Consider the following 20,898-nt stretch of genomic DNA (forward strand, 5'->3'; position numbering starts at 1 on the left):
CTCATCGTCCTTCCGCGCCGGCCGCCGCCGGCAGGTCCCGCTCCATGAGGAGTTCGTGCAGTTCGGCGCTGACCCGGGCGACGTCCGCCAGGTGCGCGGTGCGGCCGAGGGTGCGCGGCCGGGGGATGTCGACGTCGACCACCTTGCGGATCCGGCCGGGGCGCGGGCTGAGCACGACCACCCGGTCGGCCAGCAGCACCGCCTCGTCGATCGAGTGGGTGACGAAGACGACGGTGGCCTTGGACTCCATGTGCACGCGCTGGAGTTCGCCGGAGAGTTCCTCGCGGGTGAGCGCGTCGAGTGCGGAGAACGGCTCGTCCATCAGCATCACCCGGGGCTCGCCGATCAGCGACCGGCACAGCGAGACCCGCTGCTGCATGCCGCCGGAGAGCTCGTGCGGCAGCCGCTTCTCGAAGCCGGCGAGCCCGGCGAGGTCCAGCAGTTGCCGGGCCCGCTCGCGGTGCTTCGCCCGCTTCCAGCCGAAGATCTCCACCGGGAGCAGGACGTTGTCCAGCACGGTGCGCCAGGGGAGCAGGGCCGGCCGCTGGAAGAGCATGGCGATGTCGCGGCGGGGCTTGGTGATCGGCGTGCCGGCCACGGTGATCTCGCCGTCGGAGACGGGCAGGAGGCCGGCGATCAGGCGCAGCATGGTGGACTTGCCGCACCCGGAGCGGCCGAGCACCGCCAGGAACTCGCCGTCGGCCACGTGCAGGTCGATGCCGCGCAGCGCCTCCACCCGGCCGCTGCGACCGTCGAAGGTGCGGGACACCCCGGACAGGCGGATCATCTCCGGCGGCCTCCCTGAGTCGGCAATCAGTGGTCGCGGCACAGGGTAGCTCCGCTCCGGGCCTGGACACCGTCCGGGGTGGATCACGCCGGCCCGTCGTTAGTGGAGCGGTGCGCGTGCGTGGTGCCGTGGCGAGTTGTTTCCGTAACGCAACCCGATACGCCTGGCACCGCAAAGGCTGTTTTCTCGTACGCTGTGCCCGCTAAGAGTCCCCTCACGACGGTGGCGTCGGCCTCACCCCTCCGGCCGGCCCGCCAGACAACCCCCTCCGGCGGCGGCGCGCCGTTCCGGTCGGAAAGGACATGGTGTTCTGATGAGAAGGCTGACCCGTACGGTCGCCGCGGCCGCGCTGGCCACCGCCCTCGCCCTGGTCTCCGCCTGCAGCGGCGGCTCTGACTCCGGCGACGACGCCAAGGGCGGCAACGGCGGGAAGCTGGAGAAGGTGACCTACCTCACCTCGTTCGGCAACTTCGGCCGTGACTCCTACGCGTGGGTCGCGAAGGAGAAGGGCTTCTTCAAGGAGGCCGGGTTCGACGTCGAGATCAAGCCGGGCCAGGGCACCGGCATGGTGATCCAGACGGTCGTCGGCGGGCAGGCCGACTTCGGCCCGATCGACCTCACCGGTGGGCTGCTCCAGCTCGGCAACGGCCAGGCCAAGGACTTCGTCGCGGTCGCCGCCATCCAGCAGCGCACCATGGCCGCCATCGCCACCGTCGAGGGCAAGGGCATCGCGTCGCCGAAGGACCTGGAGGGCAAGAAGCTCGCCGACACCCCCACCTCCGTCGTCCGCAACCTCTTCCCGACGTACGCCCGGCTGGCCGGCGTGGACGCGAGCAAGGTGACCTGGGTCAACGGCGAGGCGCAGGCCCTGATGGGCACGCTCGCCAACGGCACGGTGGACGGCATCGGCCAGTTCGTCGTCGGTCAGCCGACCATCGAGACGGTGACCAAGAAGAAGGCCGTCCTGCTGCCGTACAGCAACGTGATGCAGGACCTCTACGGCAACGTGCTGATCACCTCCTCCAAGATCGCCAAGGAGAAGCCGGAGATGGTCAAGCGGTTCACGCAGGCCCTGATGAAGGGCCTCGAGTACTCGCTGACCAACCCGCAGGAGGCGGGCGAGACCCTGAAGAAGAACGTGCCCGCCGCTGACGTCGCCGCGGCCGCCGCCGAGCTGCAGCTGATGGCCGCCTACGTGCGGTCCAGCAACTCGGGCACCCAGCTGGGCGCCCTGGACAGCGGCCGGGTCGCCAAGAGCATCGCCATCCTGCAGGGCGCCGGCCAGCTCAAGCAGAACCTCACCCCCGACCAGATCATCGACTTCAGCCTCGCGCCGAAGGCCTGATCGACGCCGACCAGCCGCGGGGGTGCGGCCCGCCGGGACGACCGGTGGGGCGCACCCCCGTCGCATGCCGGCCCCGGCCGGCGAGGAGAGGAGAATCTTGTGACGGAGACGACCGGTACCCGCGCCGGCGACGCCGGGGCGGAGCGCGAGACCGGCGCCCCCGCGGTGGCGACGCCCACCACGGCGCCGGCAGCCGCGGCCGCCCGCCGGGGCGCCGGTTCCCCGCTGGCCGTCGGCCTGCCGCTGCTCGGCGCGGTGATCGCGCTGGCCGTCTGGTGGCTGGTCACGTCCGTGCTGGAGCTGGTGCACCCGGCGTCCCTGCCGCCGCCGCAGGCGGTGTGGAAGTCGCTGACCGCCTCGGCCGACGTGCTGCTGCCGGCGCTGGGGACGACCACCATGCTGACCCTGGTCGGCTTCCTGCTCTCGACGGTCGCCGGGGTGCTCATCGGGATGGCCCTGGCCGCGTCCCGCCACGTCGAGCGGATGTTCTCGCCGCTGCTGGTGGCGGTGAACGCGGTGCCGAAGATCGCCCTCGGCCCGCTGCTGGTGGTCTCGGTCGGCTGGGGGGAGAAGCCGATCCTGACCATGGTGTTCCTGCTCTGCTTCTTCCCGATCGTGCTCTCCACCGCCACCGGGCTCACCACCACTCCCGCGGACCTGGCCGAGCTGGCCAGGTCGCTCAACGCGTCGTGGTGGCAGTCGTTCCGCAAGGTGCGCTTCCCGGCCGCGCTGCCGCAGGTCTTCGTGGGCCTGAAGGTGGCGATGCCGCTGGCCGCGATCGGTGCGGTGATCGGGGAGTTCTACTCCGACATGCCTGGGCTGGGCTACCAGATCCTGCAGTACAACGGTGTCGGGGACACCGCGACCGCCTGGGCGGCGATCGTGCTGATCGCGGTGATGAGCATCGCGCTCTACAGCGCCCTGTCCCTGGTCGAGCGACTCGCGCTGCCCTGGGTCCGGGCCACCACGTCGGCCCGCTGACCCGGCGGCGGCCGGGCGGTGATCCGCCGCGCTCCGGCGCGGTGTGTCGGATCGTGCCCGGCCGCCGGCACGGAGGCGTGCCCGGCCGCCGGGGCCGGGCACGCCTCCCACCGGCCTCAGCCGGCGAGGCGCCACCGGCCGTTGCGGGCGACCAGGGTCGTCAGGGCCTGCGGCATGAGGCCGGAGTGATTGTCCGGCGTCATCCGGATCGGGCCGGACAGGCCGTCCAGCTGGGACGTCTCCAGCACGTCGCGGATGCCGTCGCGGTCGACCCGGCCGGGCTCGCCGCCGGCGCGCAGTTCGGCGTCGGTGATCAGCTGCACCGCGTCGGCCGCGAACGAGGACGAGCCGTTGTAGGCGCCGAAGCGGGCGGTGTAGTCCTGGAACCACTGCCGGCGGGCGGCCTTGGCCGGGGTGGTCGCGATGATGTCGTCGATGACCATCGTCTGGGTGAAGACCAGGGTCGCGCGCTCGGTGGCCTTGGCGGCGGCGCCGAGGAACAGGTCGCCGGCGGCGGCCGCGTCGAAGAAGAGCGAGCCGGTGAACTCGGCCTGCTGGGCCGCGGTGGCGGCGAGCGCCGCCTGCTCCGGCGGCGTCCAGACCACCAGCGCGTCCACCTTGCGGTCGGTCAGCGCCTTGATCTTCTCGCCGACCTCGGTGTCGGTGGTCTTGACCGACTCCGCGCGCTGCAGCTTGACGCCGGTCTTGGTGAACTCGCCGCGCAGCGCGGCCAGCCCTTCGCGGCCGTAGTTGTCGTCGCTGTACAGCACGCTGGCCTTTCGGACGCCCTTTCGGCGCATCTCGAGGGCGAGGGCGGCGGCGCTGTCGGACGCGTTCGGGGCGAGCTTGAACACGTACCGCCGCTCGGCGACCGGGCTGGACACCGCGCCGGACGAGGCGAGAGCAATGGTGGGAATGCGCTTCTCGTTGATGGTCCGGGCGGCGCCGACGGCGCATTCGTTGCAGCCGCCCATGATGATGGCGCTGACTTCGGAATCGTTGCTGAAGTCGCCGATGTTGCGCAGGGACTCGGCCGGGTCGGACCGGTTGTCCTTCACCTTGAGTTCGACTCTCCGGCCGTTCAGCGCGCCGGAGGAGTTAAGTTGCTCGATCTTCAGTTCCAGAGCCCGCTGGTACGCCTTCCCGACGGGCGCCGCCGCGCCGGAGAGTTCGAGGTCCGCCGCGATGACGATGGGACTGGTGTCCTGCTCGTCCGCGCCGAATTGGCAGCCGGTGAGGGTGGTGGCCAGCACGGCCGATGCGAGCGCCGCGGCGGTCGCGGAGCGGATGGGGCTCAACTCAGTCCTCCAGAAGCGGCCCGGGGCGTTGCCCGGTCACCGCCGGTTGTCCGTCCTCAGTGGAGAAACGGGATCAGTCTGCCGTACGGTGTGCGCGAAGCCTGCAAAACCTTGCCAACGCCGGGCCCTGTGGTCAAGCGCGGGCGTCGGTGGCGTTTCGGGACGCGTATCCCACATGGTGGGGTCGCGGCAAGTTCGTAAGCGCTTACTAATCCGACATGGACGACCACTCTGGAGTTACATGCCCTGTTCACGGGCATGGGGAAATGAAGGTATTAGTTGACCGGATCACGGGATGCGTGCCGTCCGACCGTTTCCTACCCCACTGCGGCTTCCCAAACAGGATCACTTCTGATGAAATCGCGGCCGTGCCGCGTGTGGCGCAGTCCGTCGCACCGGGCGCGAGTCGGCGGGGCAGGCGTGGAAGAAACGACGGAGGCGATGTCGTGAGCACCGGACCGACGACCCTGCCCGACGGTGGCGAGACCGAGCAGCCGAAGCGTCGCCGCCTGTTCCGGCTGCGTGACGCGCGGATCCGCTCCAAGCTCGCGCTGATCCTCGTGGTGCCGGTCGCCGCGGTGCTCGCGCTGGCGACCGTCCGGCTCATCGCCGTCGGCGAGGGCGCATTCGACGCGACCCGGGCCCGGGCGCTCACCGGGCTCTCCATCGACATCTCCGCCCTGACCCAGGACCTGCACGCCGAGCGGATGGCGGCGTCCGCCTTCCTGGCCGCCCCGCCGCGAGATGTCGAGGCGCGGAAGGGGACGTACAACCTGCGGGTGCGCAGCACCGACGCGCGGATCGACGCCTACCGGGCGGAGCGCGGCCGGATCGGCGAGGTCCCGGCCGCCGTCCGGGACCGGCTGGAGGTCATCGACGAGCACCTGGAGGCGCTCGACGGCACCCGGCAGAAGGTGCTCGACCGGCAGCAGATGGCGGTCGCCGAGGCGGCGCTGCGCTACGGGGTCATCCTCACCGACCTGGTCGCGTACGGCGACGGGCTCGCCCAGCTGCCCGGCGAGGAGCGGCTGGCCGACGCCCGGCGCGCGGTCGCCGCGTTCGCCCGCGCCAAGGCGGCGGTCGCCGAGGAGCAGTCGGTGGCCTACACCGCGTTGACCGCCGGCCAGATCGACGAGGAGCAGTTCTCCTCGTTCGTCGCCACCCTGACCAGCCAGCAGGAGGCGCTGCTCGCCTTCTCCCTGGCCGCCGATCCGGCCCAGCGCGCCCTGGTCGACAGCACCGTCTCCGGCGACGCGGTCACCCTCGCCGACCGGGTCGCCGCCGACATCACCCGCTCGGTCGGGCAGCGCCCGCTGGTGACGGCCCAGGACGCCACCGCCGCCATCGGCGCGGTCAACGACCTGATGCGGTGGGCCGAGGTCCGGCTCCAGGAGCGGCTGCTCGACCAGGCCGACGAGGCCCGTTCGGACGTCATCCAGCAGGCCGTCGTCGAGTCGGTGCTGGTGCTGCTCACGCTCGTCATCGCGGTGACCCTCGCCGTGGTGCTGGCCCGCTCGCTCAACCACTCGCTGCGCCGGCTGCGGGAGGGCGCCCTCTCGGTGGCCAACCACGACCTGCCGGACGCCGTGCAGCGGCTGCAGAACGTCGGCAACGTCGGCGACGGCGGCGTCGACGAGATCGTCCGGCAGGTGCGCGACCCGATCCAGCTCAACAGCCGCGACGAGGTCGGCCAGGTGGCGCTCGCCTTCAACGTCGTGCACCGCGAGGCGGTCCGCGTGGCGGCCGAGCAGGCCGCGCTGCGTACCAGCGTCTCCGCGATGTTCCTCAACCTGGCCCGGCGCAGTCAGACCCTGGTCGACCGGATGATCGGCGAGCTGGACGCGATCGAGCGCGGCGAGGAGGACCCGAAGCGGCTGGCGCAGCTCTTCGAGCTGGACCACCTGGCCACCCGGATGCGCCGCAACGACGAGAACCTGCTCGTCCTGGCCGGCGCCGACTCGGCCGTGCCGCGCCGCGACGACGCCCTCCTGGTGGACGTGCTGCGCGCCGCGCAGTCCGAGGTGGAGCTCTACAACCGGATCGAGTTCGGCACCGTCGACACGGACATCTCGGTGGCCGCGCACGCGGTCAACGACGTGGTCCGGCTGGTCGCCGAGCTGCTCGACAACGCCACCCGCTTCTCGCCGCCGACCACCACGGTGGTCGCCGACGGCCGGCGGATCCGCGACTACGTGCTCATCCAGGTGGAGGACCGGGGCCTCGGCCTGACCGACGACCAGCTCGACTCGCTCAACCGGCGGCTCGCCGCCCCGCCGAGCGTCGACGTCGCGGCGTTCCGACTGATGGGTCTGGCCGTGGTCAGCCGGCTCGCCTCCCGCTACGGCATCCGGGTGGAGCTGCGCCGCAACGTGGAGGGTGGCACCGTCGCCCAGGTGACGCTGCCCGCCTCGACGGTGGTGCTGCCCGCGCTCCACAGCGGCCGCGACCAGCAGATCACCCGCCCCCGGCAGCCGCTCGCGGTCGAGCAGACGCCGCTCACCCCCGTCGGCCTCGGCGAGCCGCTCGCCGGGGCGGGACGGACCGCCTCGGCCACGCTGACCGACCAGTGGCGGTCCGCACCGGCGCCGTGGCAGGCGCCCGAGCAGGCGCGGGACACCGCGTCCCCGGTGCAGGCCGGTGGCCTGGCCGCGTCGCCGTCGACTCCGCCCGCGACGCCGCCGGCCCGGCCGGCCTTCGCCGGCGGCGGTGGCCCCTCCGTCGGCACGCCGACCGTCGCGTACCCCACGCTCGACCCGCTGCCCAAGCGCGTCCCGGGCGGCGCGGAGGCCGGTGCGCCGGCCGCGCCGGTCCTGCCGGTCGGGCCGATCGCCGGCACGTCGGTCACCACCCCGACCGCCGGTGGACCCGCCCCGGCGACGGGACTCGGCGCAGGCCGGGGCCTCGGTGCGGACCTGGCCGCCACCGCTCCGCCCGCCCCCGCCGCGCCGATCACCCCGCGTGCCGAGCTGCCGGCCGAGGCGCCGATCTTCCGGGAGATGGAGGCGGTGTGGTTCCGGTCACACGGCAACGACGCCACCGCCATCTTCACCCGTCCGGACTTCAACCAGCCGCCGGCCCCGGCCCAGCCGTCCGCCCCGGCCCAGCCGTCCGCCCCGGCCCAGCCGGCGCCGGCCGAGTCCCGCCCGCCACGGCTGCCCACACGTACGCCGGGCGGCACGGCCACGCCGTCGCCCGCGCAGGCGCCGCCGCCGTCGTACACCCCGCCGGCCCCGGCTCGGCGGCCGGCGCCGGAGGCGGCTCCCGCGGCGTCGACCCCGACGCCGGCCGCCGAGCCGACCCCGGCGGCCGACGCGGACGCCTGGCGGACGGCGGCCGACGAGGGCTGGTCCCGGGCCAGCCGGGCCGCGGAGCCGGCCGCCGGCGGCACCACCCGCTCGGGGCTGCCAAAGCGGGTGCCGCAGGCGCAGCTCGTGCCCGGCGGCATCGAGCCCCGAGGCGGCCGTGACCGCAGCCGGCGCACCCCTGACGAAGTACGCGGCCTGTTGTCGGCCTACCACCGCGGCGTGCAGCGCGGCCGGGCGGCCGGAACGGATCAGAACAGCACCTCGAACAAGGAGACGAGCCGATGAACAGGCCAGCGGCCATGCAGGACATGAGTTGGCTGCTCACCAACTTCGCCGACAGCGTGGCGGGCATCGCCCACGTGGTGGCGGTGTCGGCCGACGGGCTGCTGCTCGCCTCCTCGCGGGACCTGCCCGCGGACCGGGCGGACCAGCTCGCCGCGATCACCTCGGGCGTGGTCAGCCTGACCGAGGGTGCCGCCCGGATGTTCAGCGCCGGCGGCGTGCTGCAGACCGTCATCGAGATGGACAGCGGCTACCTCTTCCTGATGTCGATCAGCGACGGCTCGTCGATGGCGGTGCTGGCCGCCCGCAGCTGCGACGTCGGGCAGGTGGGTTACGAGATGGCGCTCCTGGTGGAGCGCGTCGGCGCCGCGCTGGTGCCGCTGCCCCGGGACGCCGTGCGGTCGTAGCGGGGCGCGACGCGCGGTCGCGCGTCGGCAGGGACGAGGAGACCGGTGCCCGGAAGGCCCGGCCGGAGAGGAGGTGATCGCGGATGGACCAACGGCGCGCGGACCCGCGTGGCGCGCTGGTGCGGCCGTACGCGGTCACCCGCGGTCGGACCGAGGCCCAGATGGACATCGCCCTGGAGGCGGTCCTGTCGGCCAGCCCCACCCAGGTCGCGGAGTCCCGCTTCGCGGGGCACGACAAGCACCGCATCGCCACCGTCTGTGAGGGGCGGGCACAGTCGCTGGCCGAGATCGCCGCGTACACCCGGATGCCGCTGGGCGTCGCCCGGGTGCTGGTCGCCGACATGGTGGCCGAGAGCCTGCTGACGCTACACACTGCCGCTCCCGCCGAGGGGTTCGAGGAGCGGATGGAAATCCTTGGAAGGGTGCTAAGTGGACTTCGCAGGCTATGACCCCGCCGGGGCCCGCCAGAACCGGGGAATCATCTCCGCGAAGATCGTGGTCGCGGGCGGCTTCGGCGTGGGCAAGACGACCCTGGTGGGCGCGATCTCGGAGATCACGCCGCTGAGAACCGAGGCGGTGATGACCGCGGCCGGGGTCGGCATCGACGACCCGTCCAAGGTGCCCGGCAAGCAGACCACCACGGTCGCGATGGACTTCGGCCGTATCACCATGGCCGAGGACCTGATCCTCTACCTCTTCGGCACGCCGGGCCAGACCCGCTTCTGGTTCATGTGGGACGAGATCATCCGGGGTGCCGTGGGCGCCGCCGTCCTGGTGGACACCCGCCGGATCACCGACGCCTTCGCGCCGTTGGACTACTTCGAGAACCGCAAGCTGCCGTACGTGGTGGCGTTGAACCGGTTCGACGGCGCGCCGCAGTACGAGCTGGAGGAGGTCCGCGAGGCGCTCGCCATCTCGCCGGACGTGCCGCTGGTGATGACCGACGCCCGGCACCGGGACTCGGTCAAGCAGGTGCTGGTGACCGTCGTGGAGCACGCCATGATCCGCCTCCAGGCCGAGCACGGCCGGGGCTACCCGGCGCCCGTCGGCTGAGGCCCGGCGGGCGCCACGCCCGGCGCGCGGCGTGAACCCTGGGCCGGCGGGCGGCGTGAACCCCGGGCCGGCGCGCGGCGTGAACCCCGGGCCGGCGGGCGGGCGGCCGGGTTGCCGCCCGGGCGCGCGTCCGTGCCGGCGTACGGCGGGTCGGCTCCCGGCGCGCGTCAGGTGCGTGGCCCCCGCGTCAGTCCACCCGGAGCCGGTAGCCGCGCTTGACGACGGTCTGCACCACCCGGGGCGCGCGCAGCCCGGCCCGCAGCCGGGCCACCGCCATCTCCACCGCGTGCTCGTCGGCGCCGCGCGGCAGCGTGCGCAGCAGCGCGGTGCGGGACAGCACCCGGCCGGGGGAGTGCGCCAGCGCCCGGAGCACCGCCATCGGCGCCGGGGCGAGCGGGCGCAGCTCCCCGTCGATCACGGCGGCGTGCCCGCGCAGGGTGAGCAGGTGGCCGGCCGCCTTCAGGGTGACCGTGCGGCGCGGCAGCTCGTCGACGATGGTCCGGACCAGGGCGCCCAGCCGGGCCCGCGCCGGCGCGCTGACCGGCACCCCGCGCCGCAGCAGCGGTTCGGCCGTGACCGCCCCCACGCAACTGGCGAGCACGTCGTGCCGGAACGCGTCCAGCACCGCGTCGCCACGGTCGCCGGCCGCCCGCAGCAGCGCCTCCGCCGCCGGGGCGGAGGTGAACGTGACGGCGTCGACCAGGCGGCCGGCGACCAGGTCGATCAGCCGGTGCAGCGGGGCCGGGTCGGTCGGCGGCGCCCACCGGTAGACCGGCACCTCGATGACGGTTGCCCCGGCCGCCTCCAGCGCCGCCGTGCACTCCGGCTGCCGCTCGCCGTGCAGCTGCATGGCGATCACCTGCCCGGCGACGCCGCGCCGGCACAGGTGGTCGACCACCTCGTCGCAGCTCTCCGAATCCGGTGACCACTGGTCGTGCAGGCCGGCGGCCCGGATCGCCCCGCGCGCCTTGGGGCCCCGGGCCACCACGTACGCGTCGGCGAGGACGCCGCGCAGCGGCTCGGCCAGCCCCCAGCCCTCGGCGGCCTCCAGCCAGCCGCGCATCCCGATGCCGGTGTTGGCCATCAGGACGTCCGGCGGCCGGTCCAGGCAGGCGCGGGTGGCCTCGCGCAGGTCGGTGTCGTCGGCCAGCGGCACGATCCGCAGGGCCGGGGCGATCACCACCCGGGCGCCACGCCGCTGGAGCAGCGCGGCGAGTTCGTCCCGTCGGCGGTCGGCGGTCACCCCGATGGTGAAGCCGGCCAGGTCGTCGCGCATTCACCCCTCCTGTCGCAGCCGCACCTCGACGAGTCCGTCCCGGCAACGCGCCTCGTGCCGGGGCACGGCGACCCCGGGCAGGTCGAGGCAGATCCCGGTGCGCAGGTCGTACACCTGCTTGTGCAGCGGCGAGGCGACGGTGGGCACCCCGCCCCGGCTGCCGACGATCCCCCTCGACAGCACGTACGCCCCGCCGACCGGGTCGAGGTTGTCGAGGGCGAACAGCCCGTCGGCGGTGCGGAAGAGGGCCACCTGTGCGCCGTCGACCAGGGCCGCGACGCCCCGGTCGGGCTCCAGCCGGTCGATCGGGCAGACCGGGGTCCAGGCGCGCGTCGGGGCGGCCGACCGCGGGGCGGTGGTGGTCGTCGTGGTCATCGCGGTACCTCCGGAGGTCCGGGCGTCGTGGGGGTCATCGCCGCACCCGCGGCATCCCGAGCGCGACCGGCTGCCGGCCCTCGGCGGCGGGCGCGCGCCCCGCCGGGACCGGCTGGCCCCGTTCGAGCGCGAAGGTGATCGACGGGTCGGGCACCTCGGGGGCGTTGACGAAGGAGGCGAAGCGGCGCAGCCGGGCCGGGTCCTCCAGCACGTCCCGCCACTCGTCGGAGTACGAGTCGACGTGCCGGGCCATCGCCGCGTCGAGTTCGGCGCAGAGGCCGAGCGAGTCGTCCACGATCACCGCGCGGAGGTGGTCGAGGCCGCCGTCCATCGCCTCGATCCAGGCGGCGGTGCGTTGCAGCCGGTCGGCGGTGCGGACGTAGTACATCAGGAACCTGTCGATGAGCTGGACCAGCGCCTCCGTCGACAGGTCGGTGGCGAAGAGGTCGGCGTGCCGGGGCCGGAAGCCGCCGTTGCCGCCGACGTAGAGGTTCCAGCCGGTCTCGGTGGCGATGACGCCGAAGTCCTTGCTGCGGGCCTCGGCGCACTCGCGGGCGCAGCCCGACACCGCCGACTTGATCTTGTGTGGGGCGCGCAGGCCCCGGTAGCGCAGCTCCAGGGCGACGGCCAGCCCGACCGAGTCCTGCACCCCGTACCGGCACCACGTCTCGCCGACGCAGGACTTCACCGTGCGCAGCGCCTTGCCGTACGCGTGGCCGGACTCGAAGCCGGCGTCGACCAGCCGGCGCCAGATCTGCGGCAGCTGCTCGACCCGGGCCCCGAACAGGTCGATCCGCTGCCCGCCGGTGATCTTCGTGTAGAGCCGGAAGTCGCGGGCCACCTCGCCGATCACGATGAGCTTCTCCGGGGTGATCTCCCCGCCCGGGATCCGGGGCACCACCGAGTAGCTGCCGTCGCGTTGCAGGTTGGCCAGGAAGTGGTCGTTGGTGTCCTGCAACGACGCCTGCTCTCCGTCGAGCACGTGCCCGGTGCCGAGCGAGGCGAGGATCGAGGCGACCACCGGCTTGCAGATGTCGCAGCCACGGCCCCGGCCGTGCTCGGCGACGAGCTGCGAGAAGGTGCGGATGCCCCGGACCCGGACGATGTCGAACAGCTCCTGCCGGCTGGCGTCGAAGTGCTCGCAGAGCGCGGTCGACTGCGACACCCCGGCCGCGTCGAGGAGCTGCTTGAGCATCGGCACGCAGGAGCCGCAGCTCGTGCCCGCCCGGGTGCACGCCTTCAGCGCCGGCACGTCCGCGCAGCCGCCGGCGATCGCGTCGTCGACGTCGGCGCGGGTCACCGCGTTGCAGGAGCAGACCTGCGCGGTGGCGGGCAGCGCCCCCGCTCCCGCGCCCGGTGCGCCGGCGGGCGCGAGCAGCGCCAGCGGGGGAGCGGGCAGCGGGCCGCCGACGCTGGCCCGCAGCGTGGGGTACGCGCTCGCGTCGCCGACCAGCACCCCGCCGAGCAGGGTCTGCGCGTCGTCGGAGAGGACCAGCCTGGCGTAGACCCGGGTGGCCGGGTCGGTGAACGTCACGTCGAGGCAGCCCGGCGTGGTGCCGTGCGCGTCGCCGAACGAGGCCACGTCCACGCCGAGCAGCTTCAGCTTCGTGGCGGTGTCCGCCCCGGGGAAGGTGGCCGCGCCGCCGACCAGCCGGTCGGCGACGACCTCGGCCATCGCGTAGCCGGGGGCGACCAGGCCGTGGCAGGCGCCGTCGACCGCCGCGCACTCGCCGACCGCCCAGACCCGCTCGTCGGTCGTGCGGCAGGAACCGTCGACCAGCACCCCGCCGCGTGGGCCCAGCGCCAGTCCGGCCGCCCGGGCCAGCTCGTCGCGGGGCCGGATGCCGGCCGCCACCACCACCAGTTCGGCGTCGACCACCGAGCCGTCGGCCAGCTCCAGGCCGGCGACGGCGCCGTCCGGGCCGGGCCGCAGGGCGGTGGTGGCGACGCCCAGGTGGGTGGCCACGCCCAGCTCGTCGACGTAGCGCCGCAGCATCGCGCCGCCGGCCGTGTCCACCTGCGCCGGCATCAGCCGGGGCGCGAACTCCACCACGCTCGTCGCCAGGCCGAGCAGGCGCAGCGCGTTCGCCGCCTCCAGGCCGAGCAGCCCGCCGCCGATCACCGCGCCGGTGCGCCGGCCGCGCGCGTGCTCCCGGATCGCCTCCAGGTCGTCCAGCGTGCGGTAGACGAAGACCCCCGGCAGCGCCGCCCCCCGCACCGGCGGAACGAAGGCGTACGAGCCGGTGGCCAGCACGAGCGCGTCGTACGGATGCTCGCCGGCCGCCGTGCGCACCACCCGCCGCACCCGGTCGATCTCCGTGGCCGGCTCGCCGAGGCGCAGCTCCACCCCGTCGTCGGGGGTGTGCAGGTTGAGCTCCTCGGCGGTGGCCCCGTCGAAGAACGCCGAGAGCCGCACCCGGTCGTACGCCGGGCGGGTCTCCTCGGCGAGCACCGTGACCCGCCACCGTCCCTCGGGGTCGCGGGCGCGCAGCGCGTCGACGAGGCGCTGCCCGACCATGCCGTTGCCGACGACGACCAGCCGACCGTGACTGCCGCTTCGCCCGCTCACGACCGCGCTCCGCTTCGTCGCGTGCCCGCCTGGGGCACTCCCGCACGGAGCCTGCCTCGCCCGCTCATCGCGCCACCTCCACCGAATCCACCTCGGACAACCAGTCGACGATGCCGGCGACCGCGTCCCGGCAGCCGCCGCAGCCGGTGCCGGCCCGGGTGGCCGCCACCACGGCGTCGACCGTCCGGGCGCCGGAACGCCAGCAGCTCACCAGCGCGCCCTTGCTGACGTGGTTGCACTGGCAGACGGTCGCCGCGTCCGGCATCAGCGCCGGGGTGGCGGCGGGCGCCGCCGGGGCCGCACCGAAGGCCCGGCCGAGCAGCAGGGACCGCCGGTCGGCCGGCACCGGCTCACCCCGGTCGAAGAGCTGGACCACCGTGCCGACCGCCGGGTTGTCGCCGAGCAGGATGGCGGCCGTCAACCGCTCGTCGCGGATGCGCAGCCGCGCGTACGTGCCCCGGGCCGGGTCGGCGAAGGTCAGCTCCTCGCCGGCCCCGCCGTCGGCCGGGTCGCCCATCGCGGCGAGGTCGATGCCGGCCGCCTTGAGTCGGGTCACCGCCGGGCGGGGCCGGTAGCGGGCCAGCGGGTCCTCGCCGGTGAGCACCTGCGCCACCACCCGCGCCTGCGCCCAGGCCGGCGCGACCAGCCCGGTGAGGGCGCCGTCGTGCTGGGCGCAGTCGCCGATCGCCGAGATCCGCCGGTCGCTGGTGCGCAGCCGGTCGTCGACCAGCACGCCCCGCTCCACGGCCAGCCCGGCCGCGGCGGCGAGGTCGGTGTCGGGGCGTACCCCGCAGGAGAGGACCAGCAGGTCGGCGGCGAGCGAGCGGCCGTCGGCCAGGTCGAGGCGGACCCCGTCGGCGTCCGCCACCACCCGGGTGGCCGACACGGCCAGGTGGGTGGTCACCCCGAGCCCCGCGAGCGTGCCGGCCAGCACGGCCGCGCCCGCCGGGTCGAGCTGCCGTTCCATCAGGTACGGCAGCGGGTGCACCACCCCGACGGCCAGGCCCCGGGCGGCGAGCCCGCGGGCCGCCTCCAGCCCGAGCAGCCCGCCGCCGAGCACCAGGGCGGTGTGCGCGCCGTCGGCGACGGCGAGGATCCGCCGGCAGTCGTCCAGGGTGCGGAACGGGACCACCCGGTCCGGCAGCCGGAGCCCGTCCAGCCCGGGCAGCGGGGGCACCACGGCCCGGCTGCCGGTGGCGAGCACCAGATGGTCGTACGCGATGCGGTCGCCGTCGTCGGTGCGGACCGTGCGGTCGGCCCGGTCGACGGCGGTGACGGTCACCCCGGGGCGCAGGTCGACGCCGTGCCCGGCGGCCTCCGCCAGCTCCACGTCCGCCTCGCCGATCTTGCCCGCCAGCAGGGTGGAGAGCATGATCCGGTTGTACGCCCGGTGCGGCTCCGCCCCGAGCACGGTGACCTTCCGGTCCCCGCCCCGGGCGTGCAGCTCGGCGGCCAGCCGGGCGCCGGCCATCCCGTTGCCGACGATCACCACGCGCCCGGTCACGGCCGGCCCCCGTCGCGCGGCGGACGGCCCCGGGCCGGCGCCGCGGGACGCCGGACGGTTCGCTCGCTCATGGTCGCTCCACCCTCTCCAGCCGGACGGCGCAGATCTTGAACTCCGGCATCCCGGAGACCGGGTCGACGGCGTCGTTGGTCACCGAGTTGGCCCGCGCCGCGCCGCCCCAGTGGAACGGCGCGAACACCGTGTCCGGCCGGATGGCGGCGCTGAGCCGGGCCGGCGCGCGCAGCTCGCCCCGGCGGGAGACCACCCGCACCAACTCGCCGTCGCCGATGCCCAGCCGGGCGGCCAGGTCGGGATGCAGCTCGACGAAGGCGTCCGGGGCGGCCCGGCGCAGCGCGGCGACCCGGCGGGTCTGGGTGCCGGACTGGTACTGCGCGAGCACCCGGCCGGTGGTGAAGTGCAGCGGGTACTCGGCGCAGACCTCCTCGGCCGCCGGCCGGTGCTCCACGGGGTGGAACCGGGCCCGCCCGTCGGGGGTGGCGAACCGGTCGACGAAGAGCCGGGGCGTGTCGGGCCCGTCCTCGGCCGGGCAGGGCCAGAACACCCCGTCCCGCTCGTCGATCCGCTCCCAGCTCACCCCGGCGTAGTCCGCGGGGCCGCCGGCCGACGCCCGCCGCAGCTCCGCGAACACGGCCCGCGGGTCGCCGCCGTCCTCCTCGCCGGCGGGCGGGGGAACCGGAGTGGCTCCCGCCCGGAGGCGTGCGGTGAGGCCGGCGAGGATCTCCAGGTCGGTACGGACGCCCGGGGGCGGCGGACGCAGCGCCCGCCGGCGCAGCACCCGACCCTCCAGGTTGGTCATCGTGCCGTCCTCCTCGGCCCACTGCGCGGTGGGCAGCACCACGTCGGCCAGCGCGGCCGTCTCGGAGAGCAGGAAGTCGACCACCACCAGCAGGTCGAGCCCGCGCAGCCGGCGTTCGACCCGGGCGGCGCGGGGCGCGGAGACCACCGGGTTGGAGCCGAAGACCAGCAGCGCCCTCGGCCCGGCGGGCGTGCCCAGCGAGTCCAGCAGCTCGTACGCGGGCACGCCCGGGCCGGGCAGTTCGTCGGCCGGCACCCCCCAGACCCCGGCGACGTGCTCCCGGGCGGCCGGGTCGTCGATCCGGCGGTAGCCGGGGAGCTGGTCGGCCTTCTGCCCGTGCTCCCGCCCGCCCTGCCCGTTGCCCTGGCCGGTCAGGCAGCCGTAGCCCGAGCCGGGGCGGCCGGGCAGCCCCAGGGCGAGCGCCAGGTTGACGAAGCCGGTGACCGTGTCGACGCCCTTGGCGTGCTGTTCGGCGCCCCGCGCGGTCAGGATGATCGCGCGCTCGGCGGTGCCGAGGGCCCGGGCGGTCGCCTCCAGGTCGGCCGCCGGCACCCCGGAGAGCGCCTCGGCGCGGGCCGGCCACCAGGCGGTCACGCTGCGGCGGACCGCCTCGAAGCCGGTGGTGCGGGCGGCCACGTACTCGCGGTCGACCAAGCCCTCGGTGAGCGCGACGTGCAGCAGCGCGTTCGCCACCGCCAGGTCGGTGCCGGGCAGGGGCTGCAGGTGCAGGTCGGCCTGCCGGGCGGTGGCGGTGAGCCGGGGGTCGACCACGATCAGCCGGCCGCCGCGCTCGCGCTGCTCGGCCAGCCAGCGCACCAGCGGGGGCATGGTCTCGGCCGGGTTCGCGCCGACCAGCAGCAGCGTGTCGGCCCGCCCCAGGTCGGCCAGCGGGAACGGCAGGCCCCGGTCGACGCCGAAGGCGCGCATCCCGGCCGCCGCCGCCGAGGACATGCAGAACCGGCCGTTGTAGTCGATGTGCCTCGTCCGCAGCGCCACCCGGGCGAACCTGCCGAGCGCGTACGCCTTCTCGTTGGTGAGCCCGCCGCCGCCGAAGACGGCCACCGCGTCCCGGCCGTGTCCACGCTGGACGGCGCGGACCCCGGCCACGATCCGGTCGAGGGCGGCGTCCCAGCTCGCCGGGCGCAGCTCGCCGGTGCGGGGGTCGCGCAGCAGCGGGGTGGTCAGCCGCTCGGGGTGGTCGAGGAGTTCGGCGGCCGTCCAGCCCTTCTGGCAGAGGCCGCCCCGGTTGGTGGGGAACTGGCGGGGGAGCACCGCCACCCGGCCGTCCTCCTCGCGCAGCCGCATGCCGCACTGGAGGGCGCAGTACGGGCAGTGTGTCGCCACCTCCCGGGGCTCCCGCCCCGGTCGAGTCGCCGTCCGCGCACCGTCCGTCATGTCGGCAAAGCGTGCCGGGGGGCGGTTTCCGGCCCGGGTCCCGTTTGTTTCGCTCCTGTCAAGAGCGGCTCACACCGCACCGAGGCACGGGGCCGCTTCGGTGCCTTCTGAGGGGGCGCGGTCGGGCGGCGTGCCGGTGGTCGGCGCAGCCGAGGCCCGGCTGTCGTCGGTCGCGGCCGTTCCAGACGTACCCCGGCCGGCCGGGCCCGGGCGAACGGTGGGATGACTGCCGGTCATACCAGCGGTAGGCTGTTCGGCATGACGGCCAAGGTGACCCTGTCGTTCTCCGACGAGACGATCGAGGAGGCCCGCCGGTTCGCCAAGCGCGAGGGGCTCTCCCTGTCGGCGTGGATGGACCAGGCGGCCCGCGAGAAGGCGCTGCGCGAGGTCTTCACCGCGCACGCCGCCGCTGTCGGCCGCGCCGGGCTCGACCTCGAATCCGCCGCCCTCGCCGACGCCCGCGAGGTGGGCATGGTCGACGACCTGCTCTTCGGCGGGCGCCCGCGTGCTGCGTAGGGGCGAGGTCTGGCGCATCGACGGCGCCCGGGAGCGGCTCGGGCTGGTGATCAGCTCCGACGTCTACAACTCCACCGACGTGCCGATCGTCATCGTGGCCGAGGTGGTCGAGGAGGCGCTGCTGCGCGACTCGCCCCTGGCGGTGCCGATGGGCGCGTACGTGGTGATGCCCGACCGGCTCTCCTCACCGATGAAGAAGTGGTTCACCGAGTGCGTGGACGTCGCCGACACCGAGACCATGCAGCGGGTCGGCCGGGCGCTGCGCATCCTGCAACAGCTCTGACACCTCACCGGCGGCGCCCGGCCGAGGTGCGGTCTCCGTTTCCGGCCCGACCCGCGACGGGCATCGCGGGGTAACCCCCGATTCCTAGCGTTCCTCCAGGTCACACCGACGAGGAGGAGCCGCCGTGCGCACACTCGCCCCCAGCACGCCCCCGGCCGAGGCCGCCCCGGCCGCCGCCGGGCGCCGCCGCATCGACGACTGGCGCCCCGAGGACCCGGAGTTCTGGCGTACGACCGGGGCGCCGATCGCCCGCCGAAACCTCTGGATCTCGATCTTCGCCGAGCACGTGGGCTTCTCCGTGTGGAGCCTCTGGTCGGTGACGGTGCTCTTCCTCGGTCCCGAGTACGGCATCGACCCGGCGGGCAAGTTCCTGCTCACCGCCGTGCCGGCCGCGCTCGGGGCGGTGCTGCGCCTGCCGTACACGCTCGCCGTGGCCCGGTTCGGCGGGCGGAACTGGACGGTCGTCAGCGCGCTGCTGCTGCTCGTCCCGGCCGTGCCGATGGCCGTGCTGCTGGAACCGGGCGTCTCCTACCCCACGCTGATGGTGCTGGCCTGCCTGACCGGCGTCGGCGGCGGCAACTTCGCCTCCTCGATGGCGAACATCAACCTCTTCTTCCCCCAGCGGCTCAAGGGCCGGGCGCTCGGGCTCAACGCCGGCGGCGGCAACCTCGGCGTGCCGGCGGTGCAACTGGTCGGCCTGGCGGTGCTGGCCACGGCGGGCGCCGCGTACCCCCGGCTGGTGCCGGCCGTCTACCTGCCGCTGATCGTGCTGGCCGCGCTGGCCGCGGCGCGCGGGCTGGACAACGTCCCCGGGGCGCGCAACGAGCCCGGCGCGCTGCGCGAGGCCGCCCGCGACCCGCACACCTGGATCATGTCGCTGCTCTACGTCGGCACCTTCGGCTCCTTCATCGGCTTCGGCTTCGCCTTCGGGCAGGTGCTCCAGCTCCAGTTCGCCGAGCGCTTCCCGACGCCTGTCGACGCCGCCTGGCTGACCTTCCTCGGCCCGCTGACCGGCTCGCTGATCCGGCCCGTCGGCGGCCACCTCGCCGACCGGCTCGGCGGGGCCCGGGTGACCTTCTGGAACTTCGTCGCGATGGCGGCCGGCGCCGCGCTCGTGCTCTTCGCCGCCCGGGAGCGCTCGTTCGGGCTCTACCTGGTCGGTTTCCTGTCGCTCTTCGTCTTCTCCGGGATCGGCAACGGGTCGACGTACAAGATGATCCCGGCGATCTTCCGGGCCCGGGCGACGGCGGCGGTGGACGCGGGCCGGCGGGAGGCGGCGGCGGCCGAGCGCTGGGCCGTCCGGATGACCGGGGCGTTGATCGGCGTCGCGGGGGCGGTGGGGGCCTCCGGCGGGGTGCTGGTGAACATCGCCTTCCGGCAGTCGTTCCTCACCCAGGGCAGCGCGGACGCGGCGTATGTCGCCTTCGTGGCCGCCTACGCGGTCTGTTTCGCCGTGACCTGGTCGGTCTACCTGCGGCCGGGACCGCGGCGGCTGGCCGGGGTGTGACCCGGTCCGTGCCGCGCCGCAGGTCAGGGCGGGTGGCACCCCGTTTTGACCTGCCGACGGGGCGCCGGGTATCGTTGCCTGCTGTTGTACGACATCCAGAGGCGTGCCACTGAGGTACGCTTGGTCGTTCGTGCGCGCCCGGTCACCTCGGCGCGCGACCCCAGACCGACGACGAGACAAGGTAGACCTGTGCGTACGTACAGCCCGAAGCCGGGTGAGATCGAGCGTCAGTGGCACGTCATCGACGCCTCTGATGTCGTGCTGGGCCGCCTGGCCACCCACGCCGCCACGCTGCTGCGCGGCAAGCACAAGCCGACTTTCGCGCCGCACGTCGACACGGGCGACTTCGTCGTCATCGTGAACGCGGGCAAGGTGGCGCTGACCGGCAACAAGCGGCAGCAGAAGATCGCCTACCGCCACTCCGGTTACCCGGGTGGTCTGAAGCAGGTCGGCTACGACGAGCTGCTGACCAAGCGCCCCGAGCGGGCCATCGAGCTCGCCGTCAAGGGGATGCTCCCGCACAACAAGCTCGGCCGTAAGCTCATCAAGAAGCTGAAGGTCTACGCCGGTGCCGAGCACCCGCACGGCGCGCAGTCGCCGGTGCCGTTCGAGATCAAGCAGATCGCGCAGTGAGCGCGGGCGAAGGAATCAGCATGACCGACATCACCGCCACCGAGGTCGCCCCCGAGGCCACCGAGGCGCCGGCGCCCGTCGCCCGCGCGCCTCGTGGTGACCGGCCGATCCAGACCGTGGGTCGCCGCAAGGAGGCCATCGTCCGGGTCCGCATCGTGCCGGGCACCGGCAAGATCACCTGCAACGGCCGTGACCTCGAGGCCTACTTCCCGAGCAAGGTGCACCAGCAGCTGATCAAGGACCCGCTGGTCACCGCCGAGAAGCCGGAGGCGTTCGACGTCATCGCCAACCTGCGCGGCGGCGGCACCACCGGTCAGGCCGGCGCGCTCCGGCTGGCCATCGCCCGGGCCCTGATCGTCAGCGAGCCGGACGACCGCCCGGCGCTGAAGAAGGCCGGCTTCCTCACCCGGGACGCCCGGGTCAAGGAAAGCAAGAAGTACGGCCTCAAGAAGGCCCGTAAGGCTCCCCAGTACTCGAAGCGCTGACCCTCAGCGGCACGTTGTACTTCTGACGGACGGCCGGGTCCGCCTCCCCTCGACGGGAGGTGGCCCGGCCGTTCGCCTTT

Annotated in this window: 18 protein-coding genes; 11 read left to right on the top strand and 7 right to left on the bottom strand. The window is 74.4% G+C overall.

Annotation, left to right across the window (positions count from 1 at the left end):
* Position 1 precedes the first annotated feature (1 nt).
* Positions 2-787 (bottom strand): ABC transporter ATP-binding protein, encoded by a 786-nt coding sequence (locus tag GA0070606_RS19895; RefSeq protein WP_091102654.1) that lies wholly within the window; start codon positions 785-787, stop codon positions 2-4.
* Between the two features lie 313 nt (positions 788-1,100).
* On the opposite strand from GA0070606_RS19895, the gene GA0070606_RS19900 reads away from it, so the two are divergent.
* Positions 1,101-2,132, top strand: a complete 1,032-nt coding sequence (locus GA0070606_RS19900; RefSeq protein ID WP_091102658.1) for an ABC transporter substrate-binding protein — start codon at positions 1,101-1,103, stop codon at positions 2,130-2,132.
* 165 nt (positions 2,133-2,297) lie between these two features.
* Positions 2,298-3,113: an ABC transporter permease gene (locus GA0070606_RS19905; RefSeq protein ID WP_091107920.1), complete on the top strand. Its 816-nt coding sequence runs from the start codon at positions 2,298-2,300 to the stop codon at positions 3,111-3,113.
* Positions 3,114-3,229: 116 nt separating this feature from the next.
* Here GA0070606_RS19905 and GA0070606_RS19910 read toward each other — a convergent pair whose 3' ends face one another.
* Entirely contained in the window at positions 3,230-4,411 is a 1,182-nt protein-coding gene (locus tag GA0070606_RS19910; RefSeq protein ID WP_091102662.1) for an ABC transporter substrate-binding protein, read from the bottom strand.
* Positions 4,412-4,857: 446 nt separating this feature from the next.
* Here GA0070606_RS19910 and GA0070606_RS19915 point away from each other — a divergent pair, with 446 nt between their 5' ends.
* From GA0070606_RS19915 to GA0070606_RS19930, 4 genes are all read left to right on the top strand, one after another.
* Positions 4,858-8,001, top strand: coding sequence for a sensor histidine kinase (locus tag GA0070606_RS19915; protein ID WP_091102666.1), 3,144 nt, complete (start codon positions 4,858-4,860; stop codon positions 7,999-8,001).
* Positions 7,998-8,405: a roadblock/LC7 domain-containing protein gene (locus tag GA0070606_RS19920; RefSeq protein WP_067359650.1), complete on the top strand. Its 408-nt coding sequence runs from the start codon at positions 7,998-8,000 to the stop codon at positions 8,403-8,405. Before GA0070606_RS19915 ends, GA0070606_RS19920 begins: the two co-directional genes overlap by 4 nt.
* 83 nt (positions 8,406-8,488) lie before the next feature.
* Entirely contained in the window at positions 8,489-8,854 is a 366-nt protein-coding gene (locus tag GA0070606_RS19925) for a DUF742 domain-containing protein (protein ID WP_091102670.1), read from the top strand.
* Positions 8,835-9,458 carry a GTP-binding protein gene (locus GA0070606_RS19930; protein ID WP_091102673.1) on the top strand — a complete coding sequence of 208 codons (624 nt, stop codon included), beginning with the start codon at positions 8,835-8,837 and terminating at the stop codon, positions 9,456-9,458. The genes GA0070606_RS19925 and GA0070606_RS19930 overlap by 20 nt, the downstream gene beginning before the upstream one ends.
* Positions 9,459-9,645: 187 nt before the next feature.
* Here GA0070606_RS19930 and GA0070606_RS19935 read toward each other — a convergent pair whose 3' ends face one another.
* From GA0070606_RS19935 to GA0070606_RS19955, 5 genes are all read right to left on the bottom strand, one after another.
* Positions 9,646-10,734 (bottom strand): uroporphyrinogen-III synthase, encoded by a 1,089-nt coding sequence (locus tag GA0070606_RS19935; protein ID WP_091102677.1) that lies wholly within the window; start codon positions 10,732-10,734, stop codon positions 9,646-9,648.
* Positions 10,735-11,109, bottom strand: coding sequence for a nitrite reductase small subunit NirD (nirD, locus tag GA0070606_RS19940; RefSeq protein WP_091102680.1), 375 nt, complete (start codon positions 11,107-11,109; stop codon positions 10,735-10,737).
* 34 nt (positions 11,110-11,143) lie between these two features.
* Positions 11,144-13,678, bottom strand: a complete 2,535-nt coding sequence (gene nirB / locus GA0070606_RS19945) for a nitrite reductase large subunit NirB (RefSeq protein ID WP_281190818.1) — start codon at positions 13,676-13,678, stop codon at positions 11,144-11,146.
* 64 nt (positions 13,679-13,742) lie between these two features.
* Positions 13,743-15,182 carry an FAD-dependent oxidoreductase gene (locus GA0070606_RS19950; protein ID WP_091102684.1) on the bottom strand — a complete coding sequence of 480 codons (1,440 nt, stop codon included), beginning with the start codon at positions 15,180-15,182 and terminating at the stop codon, positions 13,743-13,745.
* A 67-nt stretch (positions 15,183-15,249) separates the two neighbouring features.
* Complete coding sequence (locus GA0070606_RS19955) at positions 15,250-17,394, bottom strand: molybdopterin oxidoreductase family protein (protein WP_091102688.1); 2,145 nt, start codon at positions 17,392-17,394, stop codon at positions 15,250-15,252.
* 258 nt (positions 17,395-17,652) lie between these two features.
* On the opposite strand from GA0070606_RS19955, the gene GA0070606_RS19960 reads away from it, so the two are divergent.
* The 5 genes from GA0070606_RS19960 (at position 17,653) to rpsI (ending at position 20,818) form a co-directional block, all read left to right on the top strand.
* A complete protein-coding gene (locus GA0070606_RS19960; RefSeq protein WP_091102692.1) occupies positions 17,653-17,910 on the top strand; it encodes a DUF6364 family protein in 258 nt (85 codons plus the stop codon).
* Positions 17,900-18,193 carry a type II toxin-antitoxin system PemK/MazF family toxin gene (locus GA0070606_RS19965; protein ID WP_091102696.1) on the top strand — a complete coding sequence of 98 codons (294 nt, stop codon included), beginning with the start codon at positions 17,900-17,902 and terminating at the stop codon, positions 18,191-18,193. Before GA0070606_RS19960 ends, GA0070606_RS19965 begins: the two co-directional genes overlap by 11 nt.
* Before the next feature lie 124 nt (positions 18,194-18,317).
* Positions 18,318-19,700, top strand: a complete 1,383-nt coding sequence (locus GA0070606_RS19970; protein WP_091102700.1) for an MFS transporter — start codon at positions 18,318-18,320, stop codon at positions 19,698-19,700.
* Positions 19,701-19,889: 189 nt separating this feature from the next.
* Positions 19,890-20,333, top strand: coding sequence for a 50S ribosomal protein L13 (rplM, locus tag GA0070606_RS19975; RefSeq protein WP_091102704.1), 444 nt, complete (start codon positions 19,890-19,892; stop codon positions 20,331-20,333).
* Positions 20,334-20,353: 20 nt separating this feature from the next.
* On the top strand, positions 20,354-20,818 hold the full coding sequence (rpsI, locus tag GA0070606_RS19980) for a 30S ribosomal protein S9 (protein ID WP_018784602.1): 465 nt from the start codon (positions 20,354-20,356) through the stop codon (positions 20,816-20,818).
* Positions 20,819-20,898: the final 80 nt, after the last annotated feature.

Source organism: Micromonospora citrea (genome assembly GCF_900090315.1).
Classification (GTDB): domain Bacteria; phylum Actinomycetota; class Actinomycetes; order Mycobacteriales; family Micromonosporaceae; genus Micromonospora; species Micromonospora citrea.

Excerpts from the sequence above, each read along its gene's own strand:
- nirD (WP_091102680.1), bottom strand. The coding sequence starts at position 11,109 with ATGACCACGACGACCACCACCGCCCCGCGGTCGGCCGCCCCGACGCGC.
- GA0070606_RS19935 (WP_091102677.1), bottom strand. The coding sequence starts at position 10,734 with ATGCGCGACGACCTGGCCGGCTTCACCATCGGGGTGACCGCCGACCGC.
- GA0070606_RS19925 (WP_091102670.1), top strand. The coding sequence starts at position 8,489 with ATGGACCAACGGCGCGCGGACCCGCGTGGCGCGCTGGTGCGGCCGTAC.
- GA0070606_RS19900 (WP_091102658.1), top strand. The coding sequence starts at position 1,101 with ATGAGAAGGCTGACCCGTACGGTCGCCGCGGCCGCGCTGGCCACCGCC.
- GA0070606_RS19920 (WP_067359650.1), top strand. The coding sequence starts at position 7,998 with ATGAACAGGCCAGCGGCCATGCAGGACATGAGTTGGCTGCTCACCAAC.
- GA0070606_RS19960 (WP_091102692.1), top strand. The coding sequence starts at position 17,653 with ATGACGGCCAAGGTGACCCTGTCGTTCTCCGACGAGACGATCGAGGAG.
- GA0070606_RS19895 (WP_091102654.1), bottom strand. The coding sequence starts at position 787 with ATGATCCGCCTGTCCGGGGTGTCCCGCACCTTCGACGGTCGCAGCGGC.
- rpsI (WP_018784602.1), top strand. The coding sequence starts at position 20,354 with ATGACCGACATCACCGCCACCGAGGTCGCCCCCGAGGCCACCGAGGCG.
- GA0070606_RS19955 (WP_091102688.1), bottom strand. The coding sequence starts at position 17,394 with ATGACGGACGGTGCGCGGACGGCGACTCGACCGGGGCGGGAGCCCCGG.